Source organism: Salinisphaera dokdonensis CL-ES53 (assembly GCF_040361215.1).
Taxonomy (GTDB): Bacteria; Pseudomonadota; Gammaproteobacteria; order Nevskiales; family Salinisphaeraceae; genus Salinisphaera; species Salinisphaera dokdonensis.
This window is the reverse complement of the sequence record NZ_APND01000002.1, coordinates 545,645-571,230: the sequence shown is the minus strand read 5'-3', so window position 1 is coordinate 571,230 and position 25,586 is coordinate 545,645. Positions and strand designations below refer to the sequence as shown.

The 25,586-nt window shown below is 61.7% G+C and carries 21 protein-coding genes; 10 read left to right on the top strand and 11 right to left on the bottom strand.

Annotated features, from left to right (window positions below):
• Positions 1–148: 148 nt before the first annotated feature.
• Both SADO_RS08485 and SADO_RS08480 read right to left on the bottom strand, forming a co-directional pair.
• Entirely contained in the window at positions 149–2,107 is a 1,959-nt protein-coding gene (locus SADO_RS08485) for an alpha/beta hydrolase family protein (protein ID WP_353110745.1), read from the bottom strand.
• On the bottom strand, positions 2,104–2,883 hold the full coding sequence (locus SADO_RS08480) for an NRDE family protein (protein ID WP_353110744.1): 780 nt from the start codon (positions 2,881–2,883) through the stop codon (positions 2,104–2,106). The genes SADO_RS08485 and SADO_RS08480 overlap by 4 nt, the downstream gene beginning before the upstream one ends.
• Before the next feature lie 77 nt (positions 2,884–2,960).
• On the opposite strand from SADO_RS08480, the gene SADO_RS08475 reads away from it, so the two are divergent.
• A complete protein-coding gene (locus tag SADO_RS08475; RefSeq protein ID WP_353110743.1) occupies positions 2,961–4,292 on the top strand; it encodes an NAD(P)/FAD-dependent oxidoreductase in 1,332 nt (443 codons plus the stop codon).
• Positions 4,293–4,328: 36 nt separating this feature from the next.
• Here the strand turns inward: SADO_RS08475 and glnG are convergent, their stop codons facing one another.
• From glnG to glnA, 4 genes are all read right to left on the bottom strand, one after another.
• Entirely contained in the window at positions 4,329–5,807 is a 1,479-nt protein-coding gene (gene glnG / locus SADO_RS08470; RefSeq protein ID WP_353110742.1) for a nitrogen regulation protein NR(I), read from the bottom strand.
• A 72-nt stretch (positions 5,808–5,879) separates the two neighbouring features.
• On the bottom strand, positions 5,880–6,956 hold the full coding sequence (gene glnL / locus SADO_RS08465; RefSeq protein WP_353110741.1) for a nitrogen regulation protein NR(II): 1,077 nt from the start codon (positions 6,954–6,956) through the stop codon (positions 5,880–5,882).
• An 85-nt stretch (positions 6,957–7,041) separates the two neighbouring features.
• A complete protein-coding gene (locus SADO_RS08460; RefSeq protein ID WP_353110740.1) occupies positions 7,042–7,728 on the bottom strand; it encodes a DUF4124 domain-containing protein in 687 nt (228 codons plus the stop codon).
• A 134-nt stretch (positions 7,729–7,862) separates the two neighbouring features.
• A complete protein-coding gene (gene glnA / locus SADO_RS08455) occupies positions 7,863–9,272 on the bottom strand; it encodes a glutamate--ammonia ligase (RefSeq protein WP_353110739.1) in 1,410 nt (469 codons plus the stop codon).
• Positions 9,273–9,530: 258 nt separating this feature from the next.
• Here glnA and glyQ point away from each other — a divergent pair, with 258 nt between their 5' ends.
• The 3 genes from glyQ to gmhB are packed head-to-tail and all read left to right on the top strand — an operon-like array spanning position 9,531 to position 13,093.
• On the top strand, positions 9,531–10,424 hold the full coding sequence (glyQ, locus tag SADO_RS08450) for a glycine--tRNA ligase subunit alpha (RefSeq protein ID WP_353110738.1): 894 nt from the start codon (positions 9,531–9,533) through the stop codon (positions 10,422–10,424).
• Positions 10,421–12,493 (top strand): glycine--tRNA ligase subunit beta, encoded by a 2,073-nt coding sequence (glyS, locus tag SADO_RS08445; RefSeq protein WP_353110737.1) that lies wholly within the window; start codon positions 10,421–10,423, stop codon positions 12,491–12,493. Before glyQ ends, glyS begins: the two co-directional genes overlap by 4 nt.
• A gap of 36 nt (positions 12,494–12,529) precedes the next feature.
• On the top strand, positions 12,530–13,093 hold the full coding sequence (gene gmhB / locus SADO_RS08440) for a D-glycero-beta-D-manno-heptose 1,7-bisphosphate 7-phosphatase (protein WP_353110736.1): 564 nt from the start codon (positions 12,530–12,532) through the stop codon (positions 13,091–13,093).
• Positions 13,094–13,135: 42 nt separating this feature from the next.
• Here the strand turns inward: gmhB and gyrB are convergent, their stop codons facing one another.
• From gyrB to dnaA, 4 genes are all read right to left on the bottom strand, one after another.
• Positions 13,136–15,556, bottom strand: a complete 2,421-nt coding sequence (gene gyrB, locus SADO_RS08435; protein WP_353110735.1) for a DNA topoisomerase (ATP-hydrolyzing) subunit B — start codon at positions 15,554–15,556, stop codon at positions 13,136–13,138.
• A 59-nt stretch (positions 15,557–15,615) separates the two neighbouring features.
• On the bottom strand, positions 15,616–16,692 hold the full coding sequence (gene recF, locus SADO_RS08430) for a DNA replication/repair protein RecF (protein ID WP_353110734.1): 1,077 nt from the start codon (positions 16,690–16,692) through the stop codon (positions 15,616–15,618).
• A gap of 15 nt (positions 16,693–16,707) precedes the next feature.
• Positions 16,708–17,808, bottom strand: coding sequence for a DNA polymerase III subunit beta (gene dnaN, locus SADO_RS08425; protein ID WP_353110733.1), 1,101 nt, complete (start codon positions 17,806–17,808; stop codon positions 16,708–16,710).
• A gap of 251 nt (positions 17,809–18,059) precedes the next feature.
• Positions 18,060–19,376 carry a chromosomal replication initiator protein DnaA gene (dnaA, locus tag SADO_RS08420; protein ID WP_353110972.1) on the bottom strand — a complete coding sequence of 439 codons (1,317 nt, stop codon included), beginning with the start codon at positions 19,374–19,376 and terminating at the stop codon, positions 18,060–18,062.
• A gap of 179 nt (positions 19,377–19,555) precedes the next feature.
• Between dnaA and rpmH the strand changes: the two genes are divergently transcribed.
• From rpmH to SADO_RS08395, 5 genes are all read left to right on the top strand, one after another.
• On the top strand, positions 19,556–19,690 hold the full coding sequence (gene rpmH / locus SADO_RS08415; protein ID WP_353110732.1) for a 50S ribosomal protein L34: 135 nt from the start codon (positions 19,556–19,558) through the stop codon (positions 19,688–19,690).
• A gap of 10 nt (positions 19,691–19,700) precedes the next feature.
• Entirely contained in the window at positions 19,701–20,090 is a 390-nt protein-coding gene (gene rnpA / locus SADO_RS08410; RefSeq protein WP_353110731.1) for a ribonuclease P protein component, read from the top strand.
• An 18-nt stretch (positions 20,091–20,108) separates the two neighbouring features.
• The gene (gene yidC, locus SADO_RS08405; RefSeq protein ID WP_353110730.1) at positions 20,109–21,854 is read left to right on the top strand and encodes a membrane protein insertase YidC; all 1,746 of its coding nucleotides are present in this window, start codon (positions 20,109–20,111) and stop codon (positions 21,852–21,854) included.
• Between the two features lie 10 nt (positions 21,855–21,864).
• The gene (gene mnmE / locus SADO_RS08400) at positions 21,865–23,223 is read left to right on the top strand and encodes a tRNA uridine-5-carboxymethylaminomethyl(34) synthesis GTPase MnmE (RefSeq protein WP_353110729.1); all 1,359 of its coding nucleotides are present in this window, start codon (positions 21,865–21,867) and stop codon (positions 23,221–23,223) included.
• Positions 23,224–23,345: 122 nt separating this feature from the next.
• Entirely contained in the window at positions 23,346–23,747 is a 402-nt protein-coding gene (locus SADO_RS08395) for an ectoine synthase (protein WP_353110728.1), read from the top strand.
• 12 nt (positions 23,748–23,759) lie between these two features.
• Here the strand turns inward: SADO_RS08395 and SADO_RS08390 are convergent, their stop codons facing one another.
• Positions 23,760–24,530 (bottom strand): glutaminyl-peptide cyclotransferase, encoded by a 771-nt coding sequence (locus tag SADO_RS08390; RefSeq protein WP_353110727.1) that lies wholly within the window; start codon positions 24,528–24,530, stop codon positions 23,760–23,762.
• A gap of 115 nt (positions 24,531–24,645) precedes the next feature.
• Between SADO_RS08390 and SADO_RS08385 the strand changes: the two genes are divergently transcribed.
• Positions 24,646–25,506, top strand: coding sequence for a formate/nitrite transporter family protein (locus tag SADO_RS08385; RefSeq protein ID WP_353110726.1), 861 nt, complete (start codon positions 24,646–24,648; stop codon positions 25,504–25,506).
• Positions 25,507–25,586: the final 80 nt, after the last annotated feature.

The window sequence follows — 25,586 nt, the reverse complement described above, 5'->3', positions numbered from 1 at the left end:
CGGCAACAAACCCCCAAAAATCAGACCCATGGCCGCGAACGCCGCCGGGTGCGCGAATCTAGGTTACCCCAAACCGCGGATACGCTCGCAACACGCGCGCGGCGAATCCTGGTTTGTGCTTACGCCAGGCGCCTCGGTTCGGATGAGCTCAAGACCTTCCTTGGCGGGGTTCCTCGAAGTTATCGATCGTCAGCGCAATCGTATCCTCAACATCGGGAATACCGAGAACACGGGTATAGAAAGCCCGCTCGGACTCGATCGCGGTACGGATATTGTCGGCATCGCGAAAGCCGTGGCGCTCCTGCGCAAAAGTCACATAAGCAACCGGCACGCCGCGCTCGCGCAACGCAGCGGCCATGGTCTCGGCCTGATCCGGCGGCACCACCTTGTCCTTGAGTCCCTGCAGGAACAGTACCGGGCAGTTGAGCCGCTCGGCATGAGAAAGAGGCGAGCGTTCGACCAGCCGCTCCGGTGCGTCGCCGATCAGACGGTGCAGATAACGCGACTCGAACTTGTGGGTCGATGCCATCAGACGCGTCAGATCGCCGATACCGTAGTAGCTCGCGCCCGCGGCGGCCGTATCGGCAAAGGTGAGCACGCAGAGGACCGTATAACCACCCGCACTGCTGCCGGATATGAGCACGCGGTCGCCGTCCACGCGGCCTGCGTCGGTAAGAAAACGCGCGCCGTGGACACAATCCGCGACATCCGCGACGCCCCAGGCGCCGGTCAGCTTCTGGCGATAGGCACGCCCGTAGCCAGTGCTGCCGCGATAGTTCACGTCCAGCAGCGCATAGCCGCGCGAGGTCCAGTACTGAATCCGGGCATCCAGCGCCGTACTCGTGGCACCGGTGGGCCCGCCGTGACACTTGAGAATCAGCGGCGGCGCGGCATCGGCCGGGCCGGTACAGGCGGCACTCGCCGGCGCATAGAACAGACCGTGGGCGGTATCGCCATCGGCCGTCGGCCAGGACACCGGCTCGGGCGCGGCCAGTTCGGCTTCGGCCGGCAGGCCGTCCGTGGCGCGGAGTACTCGTGGCACAGCATCGGCAGACGCGGCCATCAACTGTTTCGGCGTGCGTGCATCGGCTGCGATCACGACGATGTCGTCGCCGAAAGGCTGCAACTGCTCGTAGAAGTCGTGGGCCAGCGGCCACGGCGTGAACGCGCCCGAGGTCTGGTCGACTTCGCCGAGCTGCCAGACACCGTCGCGGGTGGCCATGGCAATCAACCGACCGTCGTCGGTGAACGTATAGGTACTTTGTCCAAACACCCATTGCGGCACGCCGAACTCGGCGCGTTCCTGTGTAAGTGCTTCGAAGCCGGCCGCGTCTTCGCGCTCGCGGTGGATATTCCACCAGTCGTTCGCATCGCAGACGGTATGCAGACGCCCCTGTGCGTCGAAACACGGACCGAATAACGAGGCATCGTCCGGCGCCCACAGCCGATACGGCGTGCCCACGCTGCCATCGGCCGCGACATCGGCCTGCCAGAGTTCGGTGGCATCCCAAGGCATATCGGGATGGTTCCAGGCCAGCCAGACCAATCGGTCGCCGGCCGGCGACAGGCGCGGGCTGGCATAAAAATCATGCCCGCTGGCGATTACGAGACGCTCGCCTTTGGCATCAATACATTCGACCGTAGCCCGTGGCTCGTTGTCCGCGCGCGGTATTTCGGCGATGGCGAACAGGCGATCGTGGGTCGCGTCGAATTGCAGATCGGCAAACTGGCCGGGCGCGTCCGTGTCGGTCAGCGCCGCAAGATCACCGTCGGGCGCTCGCCGCCAGATCGCCTGGTCGGCGGCATTGACGAACCAGACCGTGCCGGCATGCACGGTGAACGCCGCACCGCCGTATTCGTGGACCGCGCTGCGCGCGCTCGCCGGCGCGTCCAGCAAAGATTGCGCTTCACCATCGTCGTCGAGACGCATGATCGTATTGCGGCCCGCCTCGTCCGGCCGGCTTTCGATCCAGTAGAGCACCGGCGCCTCGGCCGCGCGGTCGACACGGATATCGGTGAGCTTGCGCCCGGCTGCGGCCACATGATCGGCCGTGATCGGCGACGGCCAGCTGCCGTAGGCACGGACACTGCGCTGCGAATCGGTCATGGGCTTTCTTCCTTGGAGATACGCCAATCTTCATCGACACGATGGGTGGTTTGTGCGGCAGCATCAAAGCCGCTTTCGTGAAAATGCGTGTCGCCGCTGCGATCGCGCCGGATGACGGTCGACGCGCGGGTGCCGTAAAGCCCGCTGCGGATAAACAGCGGCGATAGAAAACGTTCGCGTGCGCTGCCGATACCGGTATCTGGCAAATCCGCTACCGGCGCCGTGTCGGTATCGGCTAGCAGTTCCAGCAAGGCCGCGTCGTCGAAGCGATCCACATCAAGCATGTCACGCAGACGGGCCTGAGCCCGTTCGGTCTTGGGCCAATGGTCACCCCAGTGGCCGTTGGAAATGGCATGCACGCCAGGGCGAAGCGCCATATGACGTACCGGCCCGCGGTTGGACACGAACCATAGGCTGTCGCAGTCACCGACCAGCAGATTGAACGGCCCGAAGGCCGGGCCTTCATCGGCCATACGTGCCGCCCAGGCGCGGGCGTCATTAGTCCCGGCGAAATAATCGCGCACCAGCAGGCCACGCGAGCGGGCCGGCGTGGCGCTGGCCGGTTCACGCACGTTGGTCACTGCCGCAAAGCGGCCATAGCGGTCTGTTGCGCACCAGGCGCCACCGGCTTCCAGATCGCGGCCGCCAAATACGCCGGCCGGGTTGCTCCACCAATGCGCCGGTTGCGTGGGCCGCGCATGAAACTCGTCGCGATTGGCCGCGACCACCAGATCGAGGTCGGCATGGGCCTGCCAGGCGAAGGCAATCAGGCACATGAGCACGCCTCGACGGACAGGGGCCGACAGCGCGAGCCAACTGCTAAGCTACGGCCCCCGGGGACAAGGTCAGCACAATGCAAGAACAAGAAAAACGACATCGCGTCGTGATTGTGGGTGGCGGTTTCGGCGGTCTGTTCGCCGCACGCAAGCTGGGCCGCAGCGGCTACGATGTGACCCTGCTCGACAAGCGTAATTTCCATACGTTTCAGCCTCTGCTCTATCAGGTCGCGGCCGGCATGCTCACCACGGGCGATGTCTGTACACCGCACCGCGTGACGCTGCGCCACAAGAAGAACGTGCGCACGCTCATGAGCACGGCCTACGATGTCGACCCCGATCGCCGCGTGCTCTACCACGAGGCCGGCGAGCTCGACTACGACACGCTAATCGTCGCCACCGGCGTCAAGCATGCCTATTTCGGCAACGACCAGTGGGGCGAATTCGCGCCCGGACTCAAAACCGTGGAACACGCGCTGCGCATGCGCCGCAAGATCTTCTATGCGTTCGAGACCGCCGAGCTTACCAGCGACGAAAACGAACGCGCGCCGTGGCTGAACTTCGTCATCGTTGGCGCCGGGCCGACCGGCGTAGAGCTTGCCGGCGCGATCGCCGAGCTCGCGCATCGCACCATGGTCGACGATTTCCGCAAGTTCGATCCGCAGAACGCCCGTATCCTGCTGGTCGAAGGGGCAGATCGCGTGCTACCGGTGTATCCCGAAAAGCTGTCACGAAAAGCCGAGGCCATGCTGGCCGAACTGGGCGTGGAAATCGTCACCAGCACGCTCGTCTCGTCGATCGATGCAGACGGCGTGGTGATGAAAGGTCCGGACGGGAACGAGCAGCGCGTGGCCTCGCGTACCGTGCTTTGGGCCGCCGGCGTGCGCGCCTCCGCTTTCGGCGAAGTGCTCGCCGAACGCACCGGGGCGGAACGCGAACGCGGTGGACGGCTGAAGGTCGACGGCTCTTTGGCGCTGCCCAGCCATCCGGAGATCTTCGTTATCGGCGATCTGGCCGCTGTCACCGATCGGCGCGGCAAAGAGGTGCCCGGCCTGGCACCCGCTGCGATTCAGCAAGGCGAGTTTGTGGCCAAGCTGCTCAAACGGCGTGCTGCAGACAAGCGCACGACCGCCTTCAAGTTCAAGGATCAGGGCAGCATGGCAGTCATCGGTCGCAACCGTGCCGTAGGCAGCCTGCCGGGCTTCACCGTGGCCGGGTTCAGCGCGTGGTTGCTGTGGGTCGTGGTCCACATCTATGCATTGATCGGCAGCGAACGACGTCTGCGGGTCATGCTGCAATGGGTATGGAAATACTTCACCCGGCGGACCGGTGATCGGCTGATCACGGGGCGCCCGCCGAACACCCAGCGTATCCGCGAAACCCGAAGCGCCGGACACCCGAACGACTGAGCCTGTCCTGCTTGCCGGGCAGCCGGCAAAGCCTGTTCAGGCCGTTTCGGCCTCCATGCCGAGTTCCTTGATCTTGCGGGTGAGCGTGTTCCGGCCCCAGCCGAGCAGACGCGCGGCCTCCTGGCGATGGCCATCGGTGCGCGCGAGTGCGGCCCGGATCATCACCCGTTCCAGGCTCGGAATCGCTTCGTCGAGCAGGTGATCGGCGCCATCCGCCAAGCGGGCATGTGCCCAGTGCGCAAGCTGATCGTCCCAGCCGGAGCCAGCGACCGAGGTGGCCGACTCGCCGGTGACGGCCGGGCTGGTCATCGCGGGCATCGGCGTGGCGCTGGGCGCTGCCGGCATGACCCGACCATCCCGCAGTTCCTGAGGGAGATCCTCGAAAACCACTTCACGGCCCGGCGCCATCACGGTCAGCCAGCGGCAAAGGTTCTCGAGTTGGCGCACGTTGCCGGCCCAGTCCAGCGCACTGAGGAACTCGCTGACCGGGCGCCCCAACGACTTGAGTTCCATATCGAGTTCCTGGGCCGCGCGACCAAGAAAGAAATCCAGCAGCAGCGGAATATCCTCGCGGCGTTCGCGCAACGGCGGCACGCGCAGACGGATCACGTTGAGCCGGTGGAACAGATCTTCGCGGAAGCGCCCCTTGCGGACTTCGTTCTCAAGCTCCTGATTGGTCGCGGCGATAATGCGCACGTCCACCGATACCGGCGCATGCCCGCCGACACGATAGAACTGGCCGTCCTGCAGCACACGCAGCAGGCGGGTCTGCAGATCGGCGGGCATATCCCCGATCTCGTCGAGGAACAGGGTGCCACCGTGGGCCTGCTCGAAGCGCCCGCGCCGTTGTGCGGCAGCGCCGGTAAAAGCGCCTTTCTCGTGACCGAAGAACTCGGATTCCATCAGATCCTTCGGGATCGCCGCGGTATTCACGGCGATGAACGGTCGACTGGCCCGTGGACTGTGCTCGTGTAGCGCATGGGCGACGAGTTCCTTGCCCGTACCGGACTCGCCTGTGATCAATACCGTGATGTTGGATGCGGAAAGCCGGCCAATGGCGCGAAAGACTTCCTGCATCGCTGGCGCCTCGCCGATGATGATCGACGTCTTCGGGCGCGCGGCCTCGCTTTCCGGCTCGCTCTCGCGGGCCAGGCGTGCGGCGCGTGTGACCAGTTCGACCGCTTCGTCCAGATCGAACGGTTTCGGCAGGTATTCGAAAGCACCGCCGCGATAGGCCGAAACCGCGCTGTCCAGATCGGAATGCGCGGTCATGATGATGATCGGCAGTTCCGGCTGCACCGCCCGCACCCGGTCGAGCAGATCCAGGCCCGAGATACCCGGCATGCGAATATCGGTGAGCATCACATCGGGGACTTCGTCCTCAATGGCATCGAGCAGCTCGGCGCCGCCGGGAAAGGTTCTGACGTTGATGTCGGCACTCTTGAGCGCCCGTTCGAGCACCCAGCGAATGGATTCGTCGTCGTCGACAATCCAGGCCGTCAGCGTGGCGGTCATAGTCATTGCGCCCCCACGGAAGCGGCCTGAAAACGGGCGCGCGCAACGCGCCTGCAAACGAAAACGATTGCTTTAGTCATCGACGGCCTCCAGAGGCAGAATGACGCTGAATACGGTCTGCCCCGGACGGCTTTCACATTCGATGAGCCCGTGGTGCAGATGAATGAGGTACTGGGCGATCGGCAGGCCCATGCCGGTGCCTTCGGCGCGCGAACTGACCATCGGATGAAAGATTCGCGGCAGCAGATCGCGCGGAATCCCCGGGCCGTTGTCGATCACGTCGACACGCGCGACCAGCCGATGCTGGGTGCCACCGATCGTGAACAGGCGCTGCGTACGGGTTCGCAACAAAATGTCGCCGTTGCCCTCCAGAGCTGTCACCGCGTTCCCAACCAGATTGAACAGGGTCTGGATGAGCTGTTCCCGATCGGCCTTTATGTCCGGAATGCTCGGGTCGAAGTCGCGTTGCAGCGTTATCCCTTCGGGTAGATCGGAACTTATCAACGCGCGGACATGCTCGAGCGGCTCGTGGATATTCAGTGGCTGCTTGTTCGGCGGCCGGCGCGGCCCCAGCAGGCCATCGACGAGATTTTGCAGCCGATCCGCCTCGCGGATGATGACGGTGGTGAATTCCTTCAGGCCGTTGTCGTCGATCTCGCGCTCGAGCAACTGTGCCGCACCACGCAGACCGCCCAACGGGTTCTTTATCTCGTGCGCGAGACCGCGAATCATCTCGCGATTGGCGAGATTCTGGACCCGCATCTGGTCGTCACGCGAGATACGCAGCTGGCGATCCAGAGACAGAAATTCGAGCAACAGGGCCGAACAGCCGTTGCGGTCCGTGAACGGGGTCACGGTGCAATCCACGGTGAGCGGTTCGCCCACCCCGGCGCGCAAGTGCAACTCACGCTCGGTAAACGCTGCGCCTTCGTAAAGCGCGGACTCGAGTTTGTGGCGATGATCAGCCAGATACGGCAACGCCCGATCGAAGGGCTCGCTACCGCAATGGCGTGCGGACACGCCGAACAGCATTTCGCTGGCGGTATTGAGATAGGTCACCCGCAACCGGGCATCCAGACAGACGACCGCTGTCTTGAGATTATCGAGGATCGTGTCGGGGCGAACGCCGATGCTGTCGCGAGGACTCATGATGGCTGCAGAAGCAAGACTCGGGCCAGTACCGCGTACCGGCATGGCGCGCCGGGGCGCGGTGGCTCTGCACCACTATAGTGCTTTAGCTGGGCGGCTGTCCTGCGGCGCTGGTGGTGGTGTTGAAACGCGGGGCCGCCGGTGCGCCGGCGCTGTTGCCGGCGGGGGGCGCCGCTGCGCTTCCGGAGGGCGTCTCGCTGTTCGACGTGCCGCCGCCCTGGTTCGCATTCAGCGGCGAAATCGCCGAGGGCGGTTGCATGTAGAAGGTCACCGGCGCGGTACGGCGTATCTCCTGACCCTGATAGATCAACGCTGCACTGAGCGTATGCGCGCCGCGCGGCACGTTGCCCAACTGCAGCTGGGTCTGGTCGGTCGGCGACTGGGGAATCGGGCTGCCGTCGAGATAGTAGGTGATCTGCTCGCCGGATCGCAGGCCATCGGCGCCGCCGATCGTCACCGATACCGGCACGATGCCTTGGCCGTCGCGAAAGGTCTCTTCGGGTTCGGGGCGCAGAATCTGCGGCGCACGCGCGTCGGTGCCGTTCTGTGGGCTGTCGGTGCTGTACGCGCGCGATACCGAACGCAGTTGCTCCAGCGCCCGGGGATTGCCATCGGCCTGCTGCAACCCAGGCAGATTGGCGCGCTTGGCACCGCCATGCGCCGCGCTGTCGCTGTAGTGGCGAACACCCTGAGCATCGACCCAGGTGTAGATGTCGGCCTGGGCCGTGCCTGCCGCGAGTGCGACGCCGAGAAAGACGAGCAGCTTGTTCATGGGCTCAATCTAGCGCGAGCCGCGCGCATAAAAAAGGGCGCACCCGATGAAAGGGCGCGCCCTGCTGGCCGACGGCCATGTCCGCCCTCAGACGGACACGGCATACCGGCCTCCCCTGAAGCGGGAGTCCCGCTCTAGCAGGAGTAGTACATGTCGAACTCGGCCGGGTGCGTGCTCATCTTCATGCGCAGCACTTCTTCCATCTTGAGTTCGATATAGCCGTCGATCAGATCGTCGGTGAACACGTCGCCCTTCTTGAGGAAGTCGCGATCGGCAGACAGTGCTTCCAGCGCTTCTTCCAGCGACTGGGCCACGGTCGGAATCGCTTTTTCCTCTTCCGGCGGCAGGTCATAGAGATCCTTGTCCATGGCTTCGCCCGGATGGATCTTGTTCTGGATGCCGTCCAGGCCGGCCATCAGCATGACCGCGAAGGCCAGGTACGGATTGGCGGTCGGATCCGGGAAACGGACTTCGATACGACGTGCCTTCGGGCTCGAAACCCAGGGGATACGGATCGAAGCGGAGCGGTTACGGGCCGAATAGGCCAGCAGCACCGGCGCCTCGAAGCCCTTCACCAGGCGCTTGTAGCTGTTGGTCGACGCGTTCGCGAACGCGTTGATCGCCTTGGCGTGCTTGATGATGCCGCCGATATAGAACAGCGCTTCTTCGGACAGGCCACCGTACTCCTCACCGGAGAAGATGTTCTTGCCGTCCTTGGACAGCGACTGGTGCACATGCATGCCCGAGCCGTTGTCGCCGACGAGCGGCTTGGGCATGAAGGTCGCGGTCTTGCCGAAGGCGTGCGCAACGTTGGCCACGCAGTACTTGTAGACGAGCGACTCATCGGCTTTCTTGACCAGCGTGTTGAACAGCACGCCGATTTCGCCCTGGCCGGCAGTGCCCACTTCGTGGTGATGCACTTCGACGGTCAGGCCCATTTCTTCCATGGCCAGGCACATGGCGGAACGCATGTCGTGATGCGAGTCGACCGGCGGAACCGGCACATAGCCGCCTTTCACGCCCGGACGATGACCCATGTTGCCTTCGGGGTATTTGACGCTGCTGCTGGTCGCGGCTTCTTCGGATTCGATCGAGAATCCGGTACGCATCATGTCGTTCTGCCAGTTGACCGAATCGAACACGAAGAACTCGGCTTCCGGGCCGAAGAGCGCGGTATCGGCAATACCGGTCGATGACAGATAAGCCTCGGCGCGCTTGGCGATGGTCCGCGGATCGCGCTCGTAGCCCATCATGGTGTTCGGCTCGAGCACATCGCAGCGCAGGATGACAGTCGGCTCTTCCATGAACGGGTCGAGCAGAGCCGAGGTGACGTCGGGCATCATCACCATGTCGGAATCGTTGATGCCTTTCCAGCCTTCGATCGACGAACCGTCGAACATCTTGCCTTCTTCCAAGGCCTCTTCATCGACCGAGTGCGCCGGCACGGTCATGTGATGTTCCTTACCGCGCGTGTCACAGAAACGGAAGTCAACAAACTTCGCTTCTGTTTCCTTGATGAGCTTGAGGACTTCGCTACTCGACATTGATGACTCCTTGTAAATAGAACCCGGTTGAACTGTCTGCAGCAGGGCAACGAGGTGAACCACTATAAATGCACTCTCCGTGCCACGTCATCTTTGCCTGTTTTCGGGTCATGTCGACGCCAAAAGCGCCATGACGGTGCGAACAACGCACCAATAACGCGCATTCATATTTTACTGCGCCGTTCTGGTGCAGGCCGGCGCCAGCATGAAAACGGCCTGTTTTCGTTATACTCCGCGCTCGAATCAAGGACAGTTCGCATGGATTTCCAACAGCTCATTCTCCGGCTGCAGCAATTCTGGGCCGAACAGGGGTGCGCCATCGTGCAGCCACTGGATATGCCAGTCGGCGCCGGGACGTTTCATCCCGCTACCTTTCTACGATCGATCGGCCCGGAGCCGTGGCGCGCAGCCTATGTGCAGCCGTCTCGTCGGCCTACCGATGGCCGTTACGGCGAGAACCCGAACCGGCTGCAGCACTATTACCAGTTCCAGGTGCTGCTCAAGCCGTCGCCGAAGAATATCCAGTCGCTCTATCTGCAGTCGCTGGAAGCCCTCGGCCTCGATATGTCGATTCACGATGTGCGCTTTGTCGAGGACAACTGGGAGTCGCCCACGCTTGGCGCCTGGGGACTGGGCTGGGAGATCTGGCTTAATGGCATGGAAATCACCCAGTTCACCTATTTCCAGCAGGTAGGCGGCATTGACTGCAAACCGGTGTCCGGCGAGATCACTTATGGGCTCGAGCGGATCGCGATGTATATCCAGAATGTGGAGAGCGTCTACGACCTGGTGTGGTCAAAGTCGCCGGCGGGCACCATCTACTACGGCGACGTGTTCCATCAGAACGAGGTCGAGCAGTCCCGCTACAACTTCGAACATGCGGACGTGGCGGCACTGTTTCAGCGCTTCGACGTGCTCGAATCCGAATGCCAGAACCTGATCGAAACCGAACTGGCACTCCCTGCCTATGAACGCATGCTCGAGTGCTCGCATACCTTCAACATGCTGGATGCCCGACACGCGATCTCTGTGACCGAGCGCCAGGGCTACATCCTGCGGGTACGCACGCTCGCTCGCGCCTGCGCACAGGCTTACTACGCTTCACGTGAAACACTTGGCTTTCCGCTGCTCAAAAAAAGCGAGGTCGCATGACCGCCACGCTCCTGATCGAAATCGGCGTCGAGGAACTGCCGCCGAAAGCCATGCGCACGTTGGCGGACGCGTTCGCCAACGGTGTAACGCGCGGTCTGCATGAAGCCGGCCTGGCCATCGGAAAGACCGAGCGCTATGCCACGCCGCGCCGGCTGGCGGTATCGATCGCCGACGTCGCCGGCATGACCGAACCCGAGGCCGTTGAGAAAGCCGGGCCGACTGTTGCCATCGCCTTTGACGACAACGGCAACGCAACCAAGGCAGCAGAAGGCTTCGCGCGCTCGCTCGGCACCACGGTCGACGCACTCGATCGCGAAGATAGCGACAAGGGCGAACGCCTGGTCTATCGCGCAACCGAGCCGGGCAAGTCGCTCGATACGCTGCTTCAAGGCGTCGTCGACCAGGCGCTACGCGCACTTCCGATCCCGAAGCTCATGCGCTGGGGCGATACAGACGCCGCATTCGTGCGGCCGGTGCATTGGCTTGTTGCGCTGCATGGTGCGAGCGTGGTCCCGCTCGAGGTATTCGGCGAGAAAAGCGACCGCCAAACCTTTGGCCATCGTTTTCATTTCCCTGAGGCGATCGCGCTCGACAACGCTGACGATTATTCGGCGCGGCTGCTCGAACCGGGGCAGGTGATTGCCGATCCCGATATCCGCAAGCAACGCATCGACCAACAGGTGCGTGACGCCGGCGAGCAGTTCGGCGGCCGCGCGCTGATCGACGACGCACTGGTTGAGGAAGTCGCAGCACTGGTCGAATGGCCAGTCGCGATCGCAGGCAGTTTCGACGAGCGTTTCCTCGTGTTGCCGCGAGAGGTACTGATCTCGACGCTGCAGGAACATCAGCGCTATTTCCCGATCGAGTCTGCCGACAGCCAGCTCATGGCAGGCTTCATCACGGTGGCCAATATAGAGAGCCGCGACGTCGCTCAGGTGATCGCCGGCAACGAACGCGTCGTGCGCCCACGACTGGCCGATGCGCTGTTCTTCTGGGATCAGGACCGCCGGCAGGGACTCGAGGCTCTAGTCGATGGTCTGAACCGGGTGACCTTCCAGAAATCTCTGGGCTCGCTGGGCGACAAGCGCACACGTGTAGCAAGCCTCAGCGAAAGACTGGCCGCCGCGGCCGAGGCAGATGCCGCCATTGTTGCGCGCGCCGCCACCCTGGCCAAAGCCGACCTGCTCACGGAAATGGTCGGCGAATTCCCAGATCTGCAGGGTCTGATGGGCTACTACTATGCGAAGGACGGCGGCGAGCCCGAAGCCGTCGCTCAAGCGATCGCGGAGCAGTACGCTCCCGCACGAGCCGGCGCCGCCATCGCATCGACGCCCGCAGGTCGGGCTCTGGCTCTGGCGGACCGCTTGGACACGCTGGCCGGCATCTTCGCAATCAATCGACGTCCGAGTGGCGACAAGGACCCGTTCGCGCTGCGTCGTGCCGCGCTGGGGGTACTCAGGACGATCATCGAAGGTGGCTTGGCGGTAGACCTGAAGGCAGAACTGACTCACGCCGTCGCTCTGCAACCGGTAAGCGCTGCAGAAGACAGCGTCGAAGCGCTCTGGGTGTTCCACATGGAACGTCTACGCGGCTACTACGCCGACCGTGGCATCGGGTCCGATCGCTTTGAAGCGGTCGCGAACCTCGAATTGACCGACCTTCTAGACTTCGAACGTCGCATCATCGCCGTCGACGCGTTTGGCCGCGAGGCCGCCGCACAGACTGTCTGCAGCGCGCACAAACGCATTCGCAATATTCTCCGAAAGAATGCCGACGAAGTGGGTGATGCGCCGTTCGCCAGGGCGTTAACAGAGTCGGGTGCCGAACGCGATCTTGCGGACGCGCTGAGTACGCAGCAAGAGGCCGTAACGCGCGCCATGAGTGACTGGGACCCGGCCTCTGCTCTCGCAGGCCTTGCCGCGCTCGCTGCGCCTCTCGACGCTTTCTTCGATCAGGTCATGGTCATGGCCGACGACGATGAGCTCCGTCGGAATCGCCTGGCGCTGCTCCGCACGCTCGACCGGCTATGCCGGGAAGTTGCGGATATCGCCTGCCTATCGCTGGACTGACTGGACGCCCCCATCGACATACAACAGACTGGCCGCATGAAACTGGTCATCCTCGATCGCGACGGCGTCATCAACGAAGACAGCGACGACTTCATCAAGTCGCCGGCCGAATGGCGCCCGATACCGGGCAGCCTCGAAGCCATCGTGAAACTCAAGCATGCGGGTTTCCGGGTCGCGGTTGCGAGCAACCAATCCGGGCTCGCACGCGGCCTGTTCGATTACGACACGCTGTTCGCTATCCACGACAAGATGACCCGGATGCTGGCCGATATCGGAACCCAGCTCGATGGGATCTTCTTCTGCCCGCACGGCCCGGACGACGGCTGCGCCTGTCGCAAACCGGGCACCGGCCTACTCGACGATATCGCGCGCCGGTTCGGCGTCTCGATAAAGGGCGTGCCGTTCATTGGCGATAGCGATACAGATATGCAGGCGGCCCAATCCGCTGGCGCAAGGCCGATATTCGTACGCACGGGCAAACCGGGCAGTAACGACAAATACGACGCCAACGATCACGTGGTGGTCCACGCCAATCTAGCGGCCGCGGCCGATGCTCTCATCGAAGAACAGACTGCACGCCGACATAAAAAAAGCGGCTGATAGACAGCCGCTTTCTATACTTCCAGCGCTTTTGGCGCAGATCTATACGTCCAGGTTCGACACCATCAGCGCATTGCGCTCGATGAACTCGCGGCGCGGCTCCACGTGGTCGCCCATGAGCGTCGTAAAGATCTGATCCGCACCGACGGCATCGTCAATCTTCACCTGCATCAAGCGACGGCTGTTGGGATCCATCGTGGTTTCCCATAGCTGGTCCGGGTTCATTTCGCCCAGGCCCTTGTAGCGCTGCACGTTCTGTCCACGCTTCGCCTCGGACAGTAGCCACTCGTAAGCAGCCTCAAACGTCTCGACACTCTCCGTACGCTCGCCGCGGCTGACCTGAGCACCTTCGCCCATCAGCTCGAGCAACTCGTTGCCGAGGCTGGCCATGCGCTGATACTCCTCGCCCGTGAAGAAATCCTCGTGCCAGACAAAGGTATGCGGAATACCGTGGCTGAAGCGCGTCACCTGAAGATGCAGGGGCCGTTCGTCATCGGCCGGTTTGATCTGCACCTCGTAGCGATGACGTGCTTCGTTGCGAGCATCGAGACGGGTCTGCAGCTGCTCGGCCCAGGCTTGCATGCTCTCGGTGTTGGAGAACAACTCCGGCGTCATCGGGGGCAGATAAGTCATCTCCTTGAGCGTCGCCGGATCGAAACGGCGCGTCAGACGATCAATATCTTCCAGCATGCCCATGAAGCGATGGGAGAGTTCGGCGAGGGCATCGTCGGCTATCGGCGGCGCATCTGCGCTGACACGCAACTCGGCCTTGCTCAAGGCAAGGCGCAGGAGATAGTTACTCAGCTCCTTGTCGTCCTTGACGTAGTACTCCTGCTTGCCGCTCTTCACCTTGTACAGGGGCGGCTGGGCAATATAGACGTAGCCTGCTTCGATCAGGGCGAACATCTGCCGATAGAAGAATGTCAGCAGCAGCGTGCGGATATGCGAACCATCCACGTCCGCGTCAGTCATGATGATGATGCGGTGATAACGCAGCTTCGCCGGGTCGAACTCATCACGGCCAATGCCACAACCCAGAGCCGTAATCAGCGTGCCGACTTCGACCGAGGACAGCATCTTGTCGAATCGCGCCTTCTCGACGTTCAGAATCTTGCCCTTGAGCGGCAGAATCGCCTGGTTGTGGCGATCGCGACCCTGCTTCGCAGAGCCGCCCGCTGAGTCGCCCTCCACCAGGAAGATTTCAGACTGCGAAGGATCCTTTTCCTGGCAATCGGCGAGTTTGCCCGGCAAACCGGCGATATCGAGCGCGCCCTTGCGGCGCGTCATGTCCCGCGCCCGACGCGCTGCGTCACGGGCTCGCGCAGCCTCGATCACCTTGCCGGCAATGACTTTGGCATCCCGGGGGTTCTCGAGCAGGAAATCGCTTAGATGCTCGTTTACGGTCGACTCGACAACGGCACGAACTTCGGACGAAACCAGTTTTTCTTTCGTCTGGGAGGAGAACTTCGGGTCCGGAACCTTTACTGACACGACCGCTGTAAGCCCCTCGCGTGCGTCATCTCCGGCGGGGGCGACCTTCTCTTTCTTGGCCAGGCCTTCCGATTCGATATAACCGTTCAACGTACGCGTGAGGGCGCCGCGGAAGCCGGCCAGATGGGTGCCGCCGTCGCGCTGCGGGATGTTGTTTGTGTAGCAGAACACGCTTTCCTGATAGGAGTCGTTCCACTGCATCGCCACTTCGACAACGATGTCGTCGCGTTCCGCGGTGAAATAGCAGACCGTCTCGTGAAGCTGTGTCTTGTTCTCGTTGAGGTTCTCCACGAACGCGCGGATGCCGCCTTCGTACTCGAAAACCACATCGCGCTCACTCGCGTCTTCGCTCAGGCGGATCCGTACACCGGAGTTGAGGAACGACAATTCCCTGAGGCGCTTCGCCAGAATGTCGAAGCTGAACGTTATGTTCGTGAAGACTTCGGCACTCGGGTGAAAATGAATCGAAGTGCCGGTTTTCTCGGTGTCCGCCAACGCCGACAGATCCGCCTGAGGCTCGCCCATGCTGTAGGCCTGCCGGTAATGCTTACCGTCGCGGAAGATATTCAGTTCCAGGTGGTCGGACAACGCGTTGACCACCGATACGCCTACGCCATGCAGACCGCCTGACACCTTGTAGGAGTTCGCATCGAACTTACCTCCGGCATGCAGCACCGTCATGATGACTTCAGCCGCTGAACGCCCTTCACCCTCGTGGTGATCGACGGGAATACCACGCCCATCGTCAGTCACGGTGATACTCTGGTCGCGGTGGATCGCGACGTGGATTTCGTTGCAGTAGCCTGCGAGCGCTTCGTCGATCGCGTTGTCGACGACTTCGAACACCATATGATGAAGACCGGTGCCATCGTCCGTGTCACCGATATACATCCCGGGGCGCTTACGCACCGCCTCGAGGCCTTTCAGAACTTTGATACTACTGGAGTTGTAGTCGCCGTTGGATTCCGCCATATTGCACCGCAGATCGAGCAGGATTCATCCGAATCAATCCTACAATTCTACCATGTTGCCTAGCATGGAGCGGCTACAGCCCCGTGTTCCACGTGGAACATAGCCGCATCGGAAAGCGCCTGCGGAACGAGGGACGGCTCCAAAAATGTGATGAACGATTGCCCGCCGATACGCGCAATTTCTTCGGCCAGCACCTCTCGATAACGCGCCCCTAGTTCTGCCGCCATATCGTCGATTAACAAGACGGGCCGTATACCACGTCGCTGGTAAAGAAGCTCCGCCTGAACCAACAACAGGGCTGTCGTCAGTATTTTCTGCTGACCGCGCGAAACCCAGTCACGCGCTTTGGTGCTCGCAACTGACACTCGAAGATCGGAGCGATGCGGGCCTTGTTGTGTGAAACCGGCCCGAAGGTCCTGGTCCAAGTTAGCTGCGAGCGCATGGCCAAAACCATCGTCGCCACGCCAGCCGCTTTCGTACTCGAGCGTGACGGGCTCGCCACCAAGCAGACGTTGCGCCTGGGCCGGCAAGCCTGCGTATAGATAATCGATATAAGCACGCCTCGACGCATCGACCAGCTCCGCGTTACGAACGAGCTCCGCGTCCCACGCAATAACGTCTTTCTTCGGCCATCGTGATTTGAGAGCCCGGTTACGTTGGCGCAATGCGCGTCGATACCGTCGCCAAGCAGGAAAGAACGTGTGTTCCACGTGAAACACACCCCAGTCCATGAAGTGGCGTCGATAGCGCGGGCCCTGTTCAAGCAGACGATGAACATTCGGGTCGATCATCTGGAGAGGAAGCGTGTTGATTAGATCGAGTCGCGTTGTCGCATTCTCGCCATCGCGCCGATAAGCAATACCGCGTTTGTCGCGATGGATCCCAAGCCGATGGCTTAGGCCGTCGGGCACGCCGATCTCTGCATTGAGCGTGAATGCGTTTGCGCCACGTCGAATTGCGGGACGTGGCCCCGACTGCCTGAACGACTGACCGCGCCCCAGAAAGAAAATCGCCTCGAGCAAGCTTGTCTTGCCCGAGGCGTTGTCGCCCGTTATTACGTTGGTGGTCGCGCTCGGAACAATCTCGACCTGCTCGAAGCACCGGAAATCATGCAACCGTAGACGGGTGAGATGCATCGCAGCGCTACTGCACTACAAACGCATGGGCATTACGACATAACGCGTAGCGGGGTCATTCGCGGCCTGCAGTAACCCGCTGCTGTCCGGACCGGAAAGCGACAGCGTGAATTCCCCGCTATCCATCGCACCGAGTGCTTCAAGCAAATAATTCACGTTGAAGCCGATCTCGATCGGGTCACTGTCGTAGCTCACCTGGATCTCATCCTCGGCTTCTTCGCGCTCTACGTTCTGCGCTTGAAGCCGCAAGCTATGCGAACTCAGCGCGAGGCGAACCCCGCCGAACTTCTCGTTGGACAGAATCGCGGTACGAGACAGGGCCTGACGAATCGTGTCGCGATCGGCATACATGCAGCGATCCGCGTCGGCTGGAATGACGCGTTCGTAATCGGGGAAACGACCGTCGATCAATTTGGTCGTGAATACGAGACCTGGCAACTGCAACCGCAAGTGCTTGGAAGACAGCTGCAGATTGATTTCCGCTTCGCTGCTATCTAGTAGCCGCACCAACTCTGTGATCGCTTTACGAGGCACGATCGCTTGAATCGGTTCTTCGATCCCGATCTTTACCTGGGCGTCGCTCAGCGCTAGCCGATGACCATCTGTTGCAACGCAACGTGCACGATCATCTCGGAGCGATAGCAACAAGCCATTCAAGTAATACCGAACATCCTGGTGGGCCATCGCGAAATGGGTGCGATCGAGCAGGCCTTTTAGAACGCGTTCCGAAAGCGTAATGCGTTGCCCTTCGTCCACTTCATCGAGATACGGCCAGTCGTCTGCAGACATGGTCGCGAGAGTAAATCGCGAACGTCCGGATTGAACCCGGGTTTGCTGCTGATCGTGATGCAGCGTGATTTCCGCGTCGTCCGGTAACCCCCGACAAATGTCGAGCAGTTTACGTGCCGGAACAGCGGCTGAACCGGGCGCCGCAATGACCGCCGGGGTGTCGGTAATAAGCTCGAGCTCTAGGTCGGTCGCGGTCACCACGATGCGATCGTTTTTCGTCCGAATAAGGATGTTCGAAAGAATCGGCATCGTCTGGCGTCGTTCTACGACGCCAATCACGGTCTGAAGAGCAGTGAGCAGATCCTTGCGCTGCACGGTGAATTGCATGGCGGGCTCCGGGAACAGTCGTCTTTGTTGTCTTAAGGGATATAAGAAAAGTTAGTAGTAGTAGTAACAGTGTCAGCCGAATTCTGTTGAGAACTCGATTTTATTATTCATAAACAGATGCTTGAGCCTGTTTAGATTCTATTGAGAAAGCGGTCTGAATGTTGTTACATCGCTGTGGACAGTATGTGCGTGGATTATTCGAGCGGCGCTATTAAAAAGCGGATCCCGACTTATCCCCGCTTTATCCCCAGCTAGCTTGTGAGTATCCGGCTCAGGTTTGCATAGTCCTCATCCACACGAGCGTCGGTTTCACGCAGCTCTTTGATCTTGCGGCAGGCGTGGAGCACGGTCGTATGGTCTCGGCCACCAAACGCCTGACCGATCTCCGGCAGGCTGTGGTTGGTAAGTTCCTTCGCCAGCGCCATCGCGATCTGGCGAGGACGAGCGACCGAGCGTGTACGTTTTTTGCCCAGCAGATCCGCCAACCGCATCTTGTAATACTCGGCGACCGTGCGCTGAATGTTCTCCAGCGTGACCAGGCGGTCGTAGACGGCGAGCATGTCGTGGAGCGCCTGCTTGGCGAAATCGACGGTAATCGGCGTGCCCGTGATCTGGGCCGACGCCTTGAGTCGATGAAGCGCCCCCTCGAGATCACGCACGTTCGATCGCACGCGTTTGGCGATGAAGAACGCGACCTCCTGCGGCAAGGTGACACCGTGGGCATCCGCCTTGGAAAGCATGATCGCCACTCGGGTCTCGAGCTCGGGTGGCTCGACCGCGACGGACAGGCCCCAGGAGAATCGCGACTTGAGCCGATCCTCGAGCCCTTCGACTTCCTTCGGGAAGCGATCACAGGTGATCACGATCCGCTGGTTCGATTCGAGCAGCGAGTTGAAGGTATGGAAAAACTCTTCCTGGGAGCGATCCTTGTTCGCGAAGAACTGGATGTCGTCGATCAACAGCGCGTCCAGCGACCTGTAGTGCGCCTTAAAGCGATCCATGCGGTTGTGGCGGATGGCAGTGACCATCTCGTTCACGAAATGCTCTGAGCGGACGTATGCGACCTTGGCGCGTGGATTGTTGTCCAGCAGGCGATTGCCCACGCTCTGCATCAGATGGGTCTTGCCCAGACCTACACCGCCGTAGATCAGCAACGGGTTGTAGGCCATGTTGTCGGGATTCGCGGCCTGCTCGGCGGCGGCGCGGGCGATCTGGTTCGACTTGCCCTGGACGAAGGCCTCGAAGGTATAGCGATTGTCCAAGTTATGGCGGGCGGTCGGCGGCGGCGCGGCCGCTTCGCTCGCTGCAGAGGCTTGTGGCTTGCGGCCGCCGCCCACGAGAACCCGGATGCGCTTGGGCAATGCGCCCAGATCGTTGAGCGCATTCGCAATTGGGGTGCGCAGCTCGCGCTCGACCTGATCGCGCACGACTTCGTTCGGCGCCATCAGGTCCAGGCCATCGTCGTTGAACTCGGCTTCGAGCGGTCGCAGCCAGAGGTTGATGTCCTTTTCGGGCAGCCGTGCCTCGATATGCGTGAGACAGCGTTGCCAGAGCGTGTCAGCCAAGATCCGATACTCCGTAGCGAAAAAAAGCGCTGCCAAGCTGGCGCGCTGGCGCCTTACCCTAGCGTACGAGTCACAACTTATCCACAGCGTTTTTCACCGCTTGCAACGGCATGGCGAGGGCGACTAGAATCCGCGCTCTTTAACGCGAAGTGCGTCCATCAGGTCGCCGAGTCGAGACTGTCATGAAAAGAACCTATCAGCCGAGCAACCTGCATCGTGCGCGGACCCACGGTTTCCGTGCGCGCATGGCCACCAAAAATGGACGTGCCGTGCTGGCGTCGCGTCGTGCGAAGGGCCGCAAGCGCCTGACGCCGTAAGGAAAATCGGGTGGCGCAGGCTGGGTTTCCCGCGACTGCGCGCCTCAGGCAAGCGAGCGAATTCCGCGCTGTTTTCGCGCAGGGTCGCAAGTTTGTAAGCCGCGGTTTTGTGATCATCGCAGCCCCTGGTGGCGCGGATCAGCCGCGGCTTGGGCTTGCCCTTGCCAAGCGCAGAATTGCGCGCGCCGTTGACCGAAACCGGGTTAAACGCGTCTTGCGTGAATCGTTTCGGCTGAACCGCCATCGACTCGGGCCAATCGATGTAGTGGTGCTGGCCAGAAGCCGTACCGCCGCGATAGACAACGCGGCGCTCTTTGCCCAGCTTGCCGAAATCTGGCCCCAGCTGGTTCGCCTCGATAACCGGCCGCCGCACGATCACGGGTCGCGCAAGACCCGTTAACGAGGGATTCCCCCAGGCATGGAAAATATTCGTTTCGGACTCCTCTGCGCTGTCGGCGTTCTCTGCTTTTTCCTCTATCAGGCCTGGCAGACGGACTACGCTCCGACGCATGCAGATGCGACTTCGGCCAACGGTCAGACCAGCAGTCAGCAGGATTACGCGTCCAGTAGCGATGACGACGATGTGCCGTCGCTGTCGTCCGCGCCAGCGGGAGAAGACGGCCCCGAGCAGCGTTCGGATTCGCGACGCGAACAGACCGGCCAGGACGATCAGCCGGTCGTCGGTGAAGCCGACCAGATTCATGTCGTAACCGACAAGCTGGACGTCATTATCGATACCCGCGGTGGCGACCTGCGTAAGGTCGAACTGCGCGGTGTGCCGGTGTCCTCGGAAAAGCCGGACACCAACCTGCGCTTGATCAACGATAGTGCACCCAACTTCTTCATTACCCAGAGCGGGCTGGTGGCGGACGGCGCGAGCGCGCCCGATCACCGCTCGACCTATCGCAGCGAGCAGAAGGAGTACGAGCTCGAGGATGGCCAGGATAGCCTCGAGGTGCCGTTGACCTGGACGAACGATGCCGGGCATGAGGTCACGAAGGTCTATACCTTCAACCGCGACAGTTATCGCATCGGTCTGAACCACAAGGTGGTCAACAACGCGGATAGCGACTGGCGCTTGTCTCAGTACGTTCGGTTCTGGCGTGCCCCGTTCGAGATCACCGGCGATGTGCCCTTCGCCCAGGCGTTCTTTGGCGTCGGTTGGTACAACCAGGCGGAAGACGGCGATAGTTATAGCTACCGTACGGAAAGCCACGAGGATCTGGCGGAAAACCCGCTGGAGCTGACCCAGCAGGGTGGCTGGGTGGCCATGATCCAGCACTACTTCATTGGTGCGGTGATCCCGCCGGCCGATGCCAAGGCGCGATTCTTTGGCCAGCCCAAGGACGTGCCCAACGCTTCCGGCGGCTTCGCCACCGGCTTTATCGGCGCCCAGCAAAATGTCGCAGCCGGTGCGCAGTCGGATTTCGAGGCCACACTATTCGTCGGCCCGAAAATCTCTGATGCGCTCGATGCCACCGCCCCTGGACTTGGCCTGACCGTTGACTACGGTTGGCTGACGGTGATCGGCAAGCCGATCTTCTGGGTGCTGGAGCATCTACACGCGCTGGTCGGAAACTGGGGCGTGGCGATCATCCTGCTGACGTTCCTGATCAAGCTCGTGTTCTACAAGCTGTCGGAAACGCAGTACCGGGCGATGGCGCGCATGCGCAAGTTTGCGCCGCGCATGCAGCAGCTCAAGGAGCAGTACGGCGACGACCGCCAGAAGCTGCAGTCCAAGATGATGGAGCTCTACAAGAAAGAGGGCTTCAATCCGCTCGCCGGCTGCTGGCCGATGCTCGTGCAGATGCCGGTTTTCATCTCGTTGTACTGGGTGCTGCGCGAATCCGTCGAACTGCGCCACGCGCCGTTCATGCTCTGGATTCAGGATCTGTCCGCGCCCGATCCGTATTACATCCTGCCGGTGGTCTTCGGTGTGACCATGTTCCTGCAGCAGAAGCTGACCGCGAACGTGACCATGGACCCGATGCAGCAGCGCATCATGCAGATCATGCCGGTGGGTCTGGCGGTGTTCTTCGCCTTCTTCCCGGCGGGTCTGGTGCTCTACTGGTGTACCAATAACCTGCTCTCGATCGCCCAGCAGTGGTACATCTACCGCAAGCTGGACGCCGAAGGCCTGGGCCACAAGGCCGCCAGCAGCTGACGCTGACGGCATGAGCGGCACGCCCGGCGACACCATCGCCGCGCTGGCCAGCGGCGCAGGCCGGGCCGGCGTTGCGGTGATCCGGGTGTCCGGCGCGGCCGTTCCGGCGATCGCCGAAGCACTGATCGGTCGCCTGCCGTCACCGCGTCAGGCGCACCTGTGCGGGTTCGTCGACACGCAGGGCGTGGCGATCGATCGCGGCGTCGCGCTATATTTTCCCGCCCCGGCATCCTTCACCGGCGAGCACGTGCTCGAGCTACAGGGCCACGGCAGCCCGGTGCTGGTCGATATGCTGCTGGCGCGCCTGCTCGAGTTGGGCGTCCGGCTGGCCGAGCCCGGCGAGTTTTCCCGGCGTGCTTTCCTCAACGACAAGCTCAGTCTCGATCAGGCAGAAGCCATTGCCGATGCCATTGATGCCGGCAGCCAGCAAGCGGCGACGGCCGCGATGCGCTCGCTCGAGGGCGTGTTCTCGCGCGAGGTCAATGACCTTTGCGATGCGCTGGTCGATCTGCGCATCTATACCGAAGCGGCGATCGATTTCCCGGATGAGGATGATGTCGATTTCCTGGGCGATGGCCAGATCGAGCGTCGCCTGAATGGTATTCGGCAACGTGTCGATGCGTTGACCGCGCAGGCACGCGAAGGCGCTGGCCTGCGCGAAGGTCTGCGGCTCGTGATTCTGGGGCAGCCGAATGTCGGCAAGTCGAGCCTGCTCAATCGTCTCGCCCGGCGCGATACGGCGATCGTGACCGCGATCGCAGGGACCACCCGCGATGTGCTCCACGAACAGCTGGCCATCGACGGTTTGCCGCTCAGCCTGGTGGATACCGCTGGGCTGCGCGAGACGGACGACCCGATCGAGGCAGAGGGCGTACGTCGTGCCAAGGCGGAGCTGGAACGCGCTGACCGAGTGCTGCTTGTCATCGACGATAGTGTCGGCCTGGGTGCGTCCGAGCGAGCGTTGCTCGCCGAGATCGACGGGCGCTGTCCCGTCACGATCATCTCGAACAAGATCGACCTCAGTGGTTCTTCGCCCGCGCAGACGATCGCGGACGGCCACGATGCAATCCGGCTGTCGGCCACCACCGGCGCCGGCTTCGACAAGCTCGCCGCACATCTCAAGGAGGCCGCTGGCCTGGGTCAGGAAAGCACACCTGCTTTCGTTGCACGTCGTCGGCATCTCGATGCGCTGAATCGGGCGCAGATGGCGTTAAATACCGGCCACGAACGGTTGGTTATTGATGCGGCGGGTGATCTGCTGGCCGAGGAACTGCGCCTCGCTCACGCGGCCCTGGGCGAGATTACGGGTGCCTACAGTAGCGACGACCTGCTGGGTGCAATCTTCTCGAGCTTCTGTATCGGCAAGTAAGCCCGCGTCGATCGGTCCGTAATCTGCCGGATTTCGCGCGCGCATCGGGTTTTCTAGGCTGTGCGCCGATTTTCAGCGGCGACTGGCTCAGCGCCCTTTGTCGCTCGAGCAGAGGCATCGACATGATTGTTCGTGACCATGACGACGCGGAAAAGACCGCGATCGACGAAGAGAAATTCATCAGCCGTCGCTACACGCTGCGCGCCGACGGCATGGGTCATTCCTTCCACGAGACCTATGTGAAGCCGGGTAGCGACCTGCATATGTGGTACCGCAACCACAAGGAAACGGTGATCTGCATCGAGGGCGAAGGCCAGATCGAGGATCTCACCGAAGGCGGCAAGTGGGCCCTCAAGCCCGGCGTGCTCTACGCGCTGGACAAGAACCAGCAGCATATCCTGTCGAGCGAAAAGGGCATGACCGTGCTGTGCTGCTTTTCGCCGGCGCTGGTCGGGCCCGAAGATCACGATGAACAGGGCAGCTATCCACTACTCGACGACGACGGCAGCGTGCTCCAGCGCTAATCGCGGCTTGCGCTATGGGCAACAGGTCGGATCAGGCTTCTGGATCTCGAACATCCTCGGCCAGTATTTGCCGGTGACATAGACGCGGTCGTTCGCGCTGTCATAGGCGATGCCGTTGAAGGCCTCGGCGCGGCTGCCTTTGGGTAGCGCCTCGCGCAGGTTCGAGGCCCCGAGGCGCCCCAGTACGCTGCCGCTTTTCGGATCAATTCGCAGGATATCGTCGTCGAACCAGACATTGGCCCAGATCTCGCCGTCGACATACTCGAGCTCGTTGAGATTGTGGACCGGTTCACCGTCATCGCGTACCGCGATACGACGCACCACCGAGAAATCGTCGGGTTCAAGCGCGCGTAGCGTATCGCTGCCGTCGCTGAGAATCAGGTGCTCGCCGTCGAAGGTCAGCCCCCAGCCTTCGCCCTGGTAGTAGCGTCGGCCGATCGGTTTCAGCGTATGTGCGTCGAACACGAACGCCACGCCGGATTTCCACGTCAGCCAATAAAGGCGATTGTCGATGCGCGCGAGTCCCTCGCCGAAATAACGGGCCGGCAGGTGCCGCATCGCAAGCACTTCTCCCGTGCCCGGGTCGACGCGGCGCAGGGTCGAGCTGCCGTGCTTGCCGGTGCTTTCATAGAGCGAATCGTCGTAGTAGAGCAGGCCTTGGGTGAACGCACGTGCGTCGTGGGCTGTGCTTGCCAAAATCGTGACCGCCTCGCTATCCGCCCGGCAGGCGGTCGAGACAATCAGCGTCAGGAACAGGAGGGATACGACAGCAAAACGCGGCATGCGTGCATGGTAGCGTGCCGGCCCTGTATCCCGCGGACTGGGCGACAAGTGGTCTGCTACGACAGGGAAAAGCCGATTATCATGGTTCACTTGTAACCGTTACGGAACGCCACGAATGGCCGAACACCAACACACCGAACACGATCTGGATTCGAATCAGAAGCGCGATGCGCGTCGTCGTGAAGCGCCCAGCGCCGCTGTCGTCTACGAGGCGATCCGGCGCGAGGCCGAATCCGAACTGACTCGGCCGCTGCCGGGTCTGGCCTTCTCCGCGCTGGCTGCCGGCCTTTCGATGGGCTTTTCGTTCATCGCCCAGGCGCTGCTCTACAGCTATACGCCCGAATCCGCCTGGCGGCCGATCATCGCCAGCTTTGGCTACTCGATCGGCTTTCTGTTCGTGATTCTCGGCCGCCAGCAGCTGTTTACCGAAAATACGCTGACGCCGGTGCTGGAGGTGCTGCGCGTACGGCGCCGATCCACGGTGACGCGAACCCTCAACCTTTGGGGGGTGGTGCTTATCGCCAATATTGTCGGCACCGCGATATTTGCCGTGACCTTGGCGAATTTCGACGTGCTCGATCCCAAGATCAATGGCGCTTTGGCCTCGATCGCCGCCAAGGAATATGAATACGGCTTCGGCACCATGTTCGTGCGCGCGATCTTCGCCGGCTGGCTGGTCGCGCTCATGCTCTGGCTGATGCCCTTCGCCGAGACGGCCCGGGTTGCCGTGATTATTCTGGTGACCTACGTGATCGGCCTCGCGCATTTTCCGCACATTATCGCCGGTTCCGTGGCCGCGCTTTACGGTGTGTTCACCGGCGCTCACGGGATCATGGATTTCGTCAGCGTGTTCTTCGTGCCGACGATCCTCGGCAATGTCATCGGCGGTGTGGCGCTGGTCGCAGCCGTCAACTATGCGCAGGTGGCGTACAGCGACTCGGATCGAGACGACAGCGACGTCGACAAGAGCGAGTAAAAAAACTTGTCATCAGCGCGTGATGGCAGCAATGGTGCGTTGCGTTATAGTCCAGTTACCACTCAAACGGAAAATCTGTC

Bases quoted from the DNA above. Each gene is read 5' to 3' on its own strand.
- SADO_RS08485 (WP_353110745.1), bottom strand. From the start codon at position 2,107: ATGACCGATTCGCAGCGCAGTGTCCGTGCCTACGGCAGCTGGCCGTCG.
- SADO_RS08480 (WP_353110744.1), bottom strand. From the start codon at position 2,883: ATGTGCCTGATTGCCTTCGCCTGGCAGGCCCATGCCGACCTCGATCTG.
- SADO_RS08475 (WP_353110743.1), top strand. From the start codon at position 2,961: ATGCAAGAACAAGAAAAACGACATCGCGTCGTGATTGTGGGTGGCGGT.
- glnG (WP_353110742.1), bottom strand. From the start codon at position 5,807: ATGACCGCCACGCTGACGGCCTGGATTGTCGACGACGACGAATCCATT.
- glnL (WP_353110741.1), bottom strand. From the start codon at position 6,956: ATGAGTCCTCGCGACAGCATCGGCGTTCGCCCCGACACGATCCTCGAT.
- SADO_RS08460 (WP_353110740.1), bottom strand. From the start codon at position 7,728: ATGAACAAGCTGCTCGTCTTTCTCGGCGTCGCACTCGCGGCAGGCACG.
- glnA (WP_353110739.1), bottom strand. From the start codon at position 9,272: ATGTCGAGTAGCGAAGTCCTCAAGCTCATCAAGGAAACAGAAGCGAAG.
- glyQ (WP_353110738.1), top strand. From the start codon at position 9,531: ATGGATTTCCAACAGCTCATTCTCCGGCTGCAGCAATTCTGGGCCGAA.
- glyS (WP_353110737.1), top strand. From the start codon at position 10,421: ATGACCGCCACGCTCCTGATCGAAATCGGCGTCGAGGAACTGCCGCCG.
- gmhB (WP_353110736.1), top strand. From the start codon at position 12,530: ATGAAACTGGTCATCCTCGATCGCGACGGCGTCATCAACGAAGACAGC.
- gyrB (WP_353110735.1), bottom strand. From the start codon at position 15,556: ATGGCGGAATCCAACGGCGACTACAACTCCAGTAGTATCAAAGTTCTG.
- recF (WP_353110734.1), bottom strand. From the start codon at position 16,692: ATGCATCTCACCCGTCTACGGTTGCATGATTTCCGGTGCTTCGAGCAG.
- dnaN (WP_353110733.1), bottom strand. From the start codon at position 17,808: ATGCAATTCACCGTGCAGCGCAAGGATCTGCTCACTGCTCTTCAGACC.
- rpmH (WP_353110732.1), top strand. From the start codon at position 19,556: ATGAAAAGAACCTATCAGCCGAGCAACCTGCATCGTGCGCGGACCCAC.
- yidC (WP_353110730.1), top strand. From the start codon at position 20,109: ATGGAAAATATTCGTTTCGGACTCCTCTGCGCTGTCGGCGTTCTCTGC.
- mnmE (WP_353110729.1), top strand. From the start codon at position 21,865: ATGAGCGGCACGCCCGGCGACACCATCGCCGCGCTGGCCAGCGGCGCA.
- SADO_RS08395 (WP_353110728.1), top strand. From the start codon at position 23,346: ATGATTGTTCGTGACCATGACGACGCGGAAAAGACCGCGATCGACGAA.
- SADO_RS08390 (WP_353110727.1), bottom strand. From the start codon at position 24,530: ATGCCGCGTTTTGCTGTCGTATCCCTCCTGTTCCTGACGCTGATTGTC.
- SADO_RS08385 (WP_353110726.1), top strand. From the start codon at position 24,646: ATGGCCGAACACCAACACACCGAACACGATCTGGATTCGAATCAGAAG.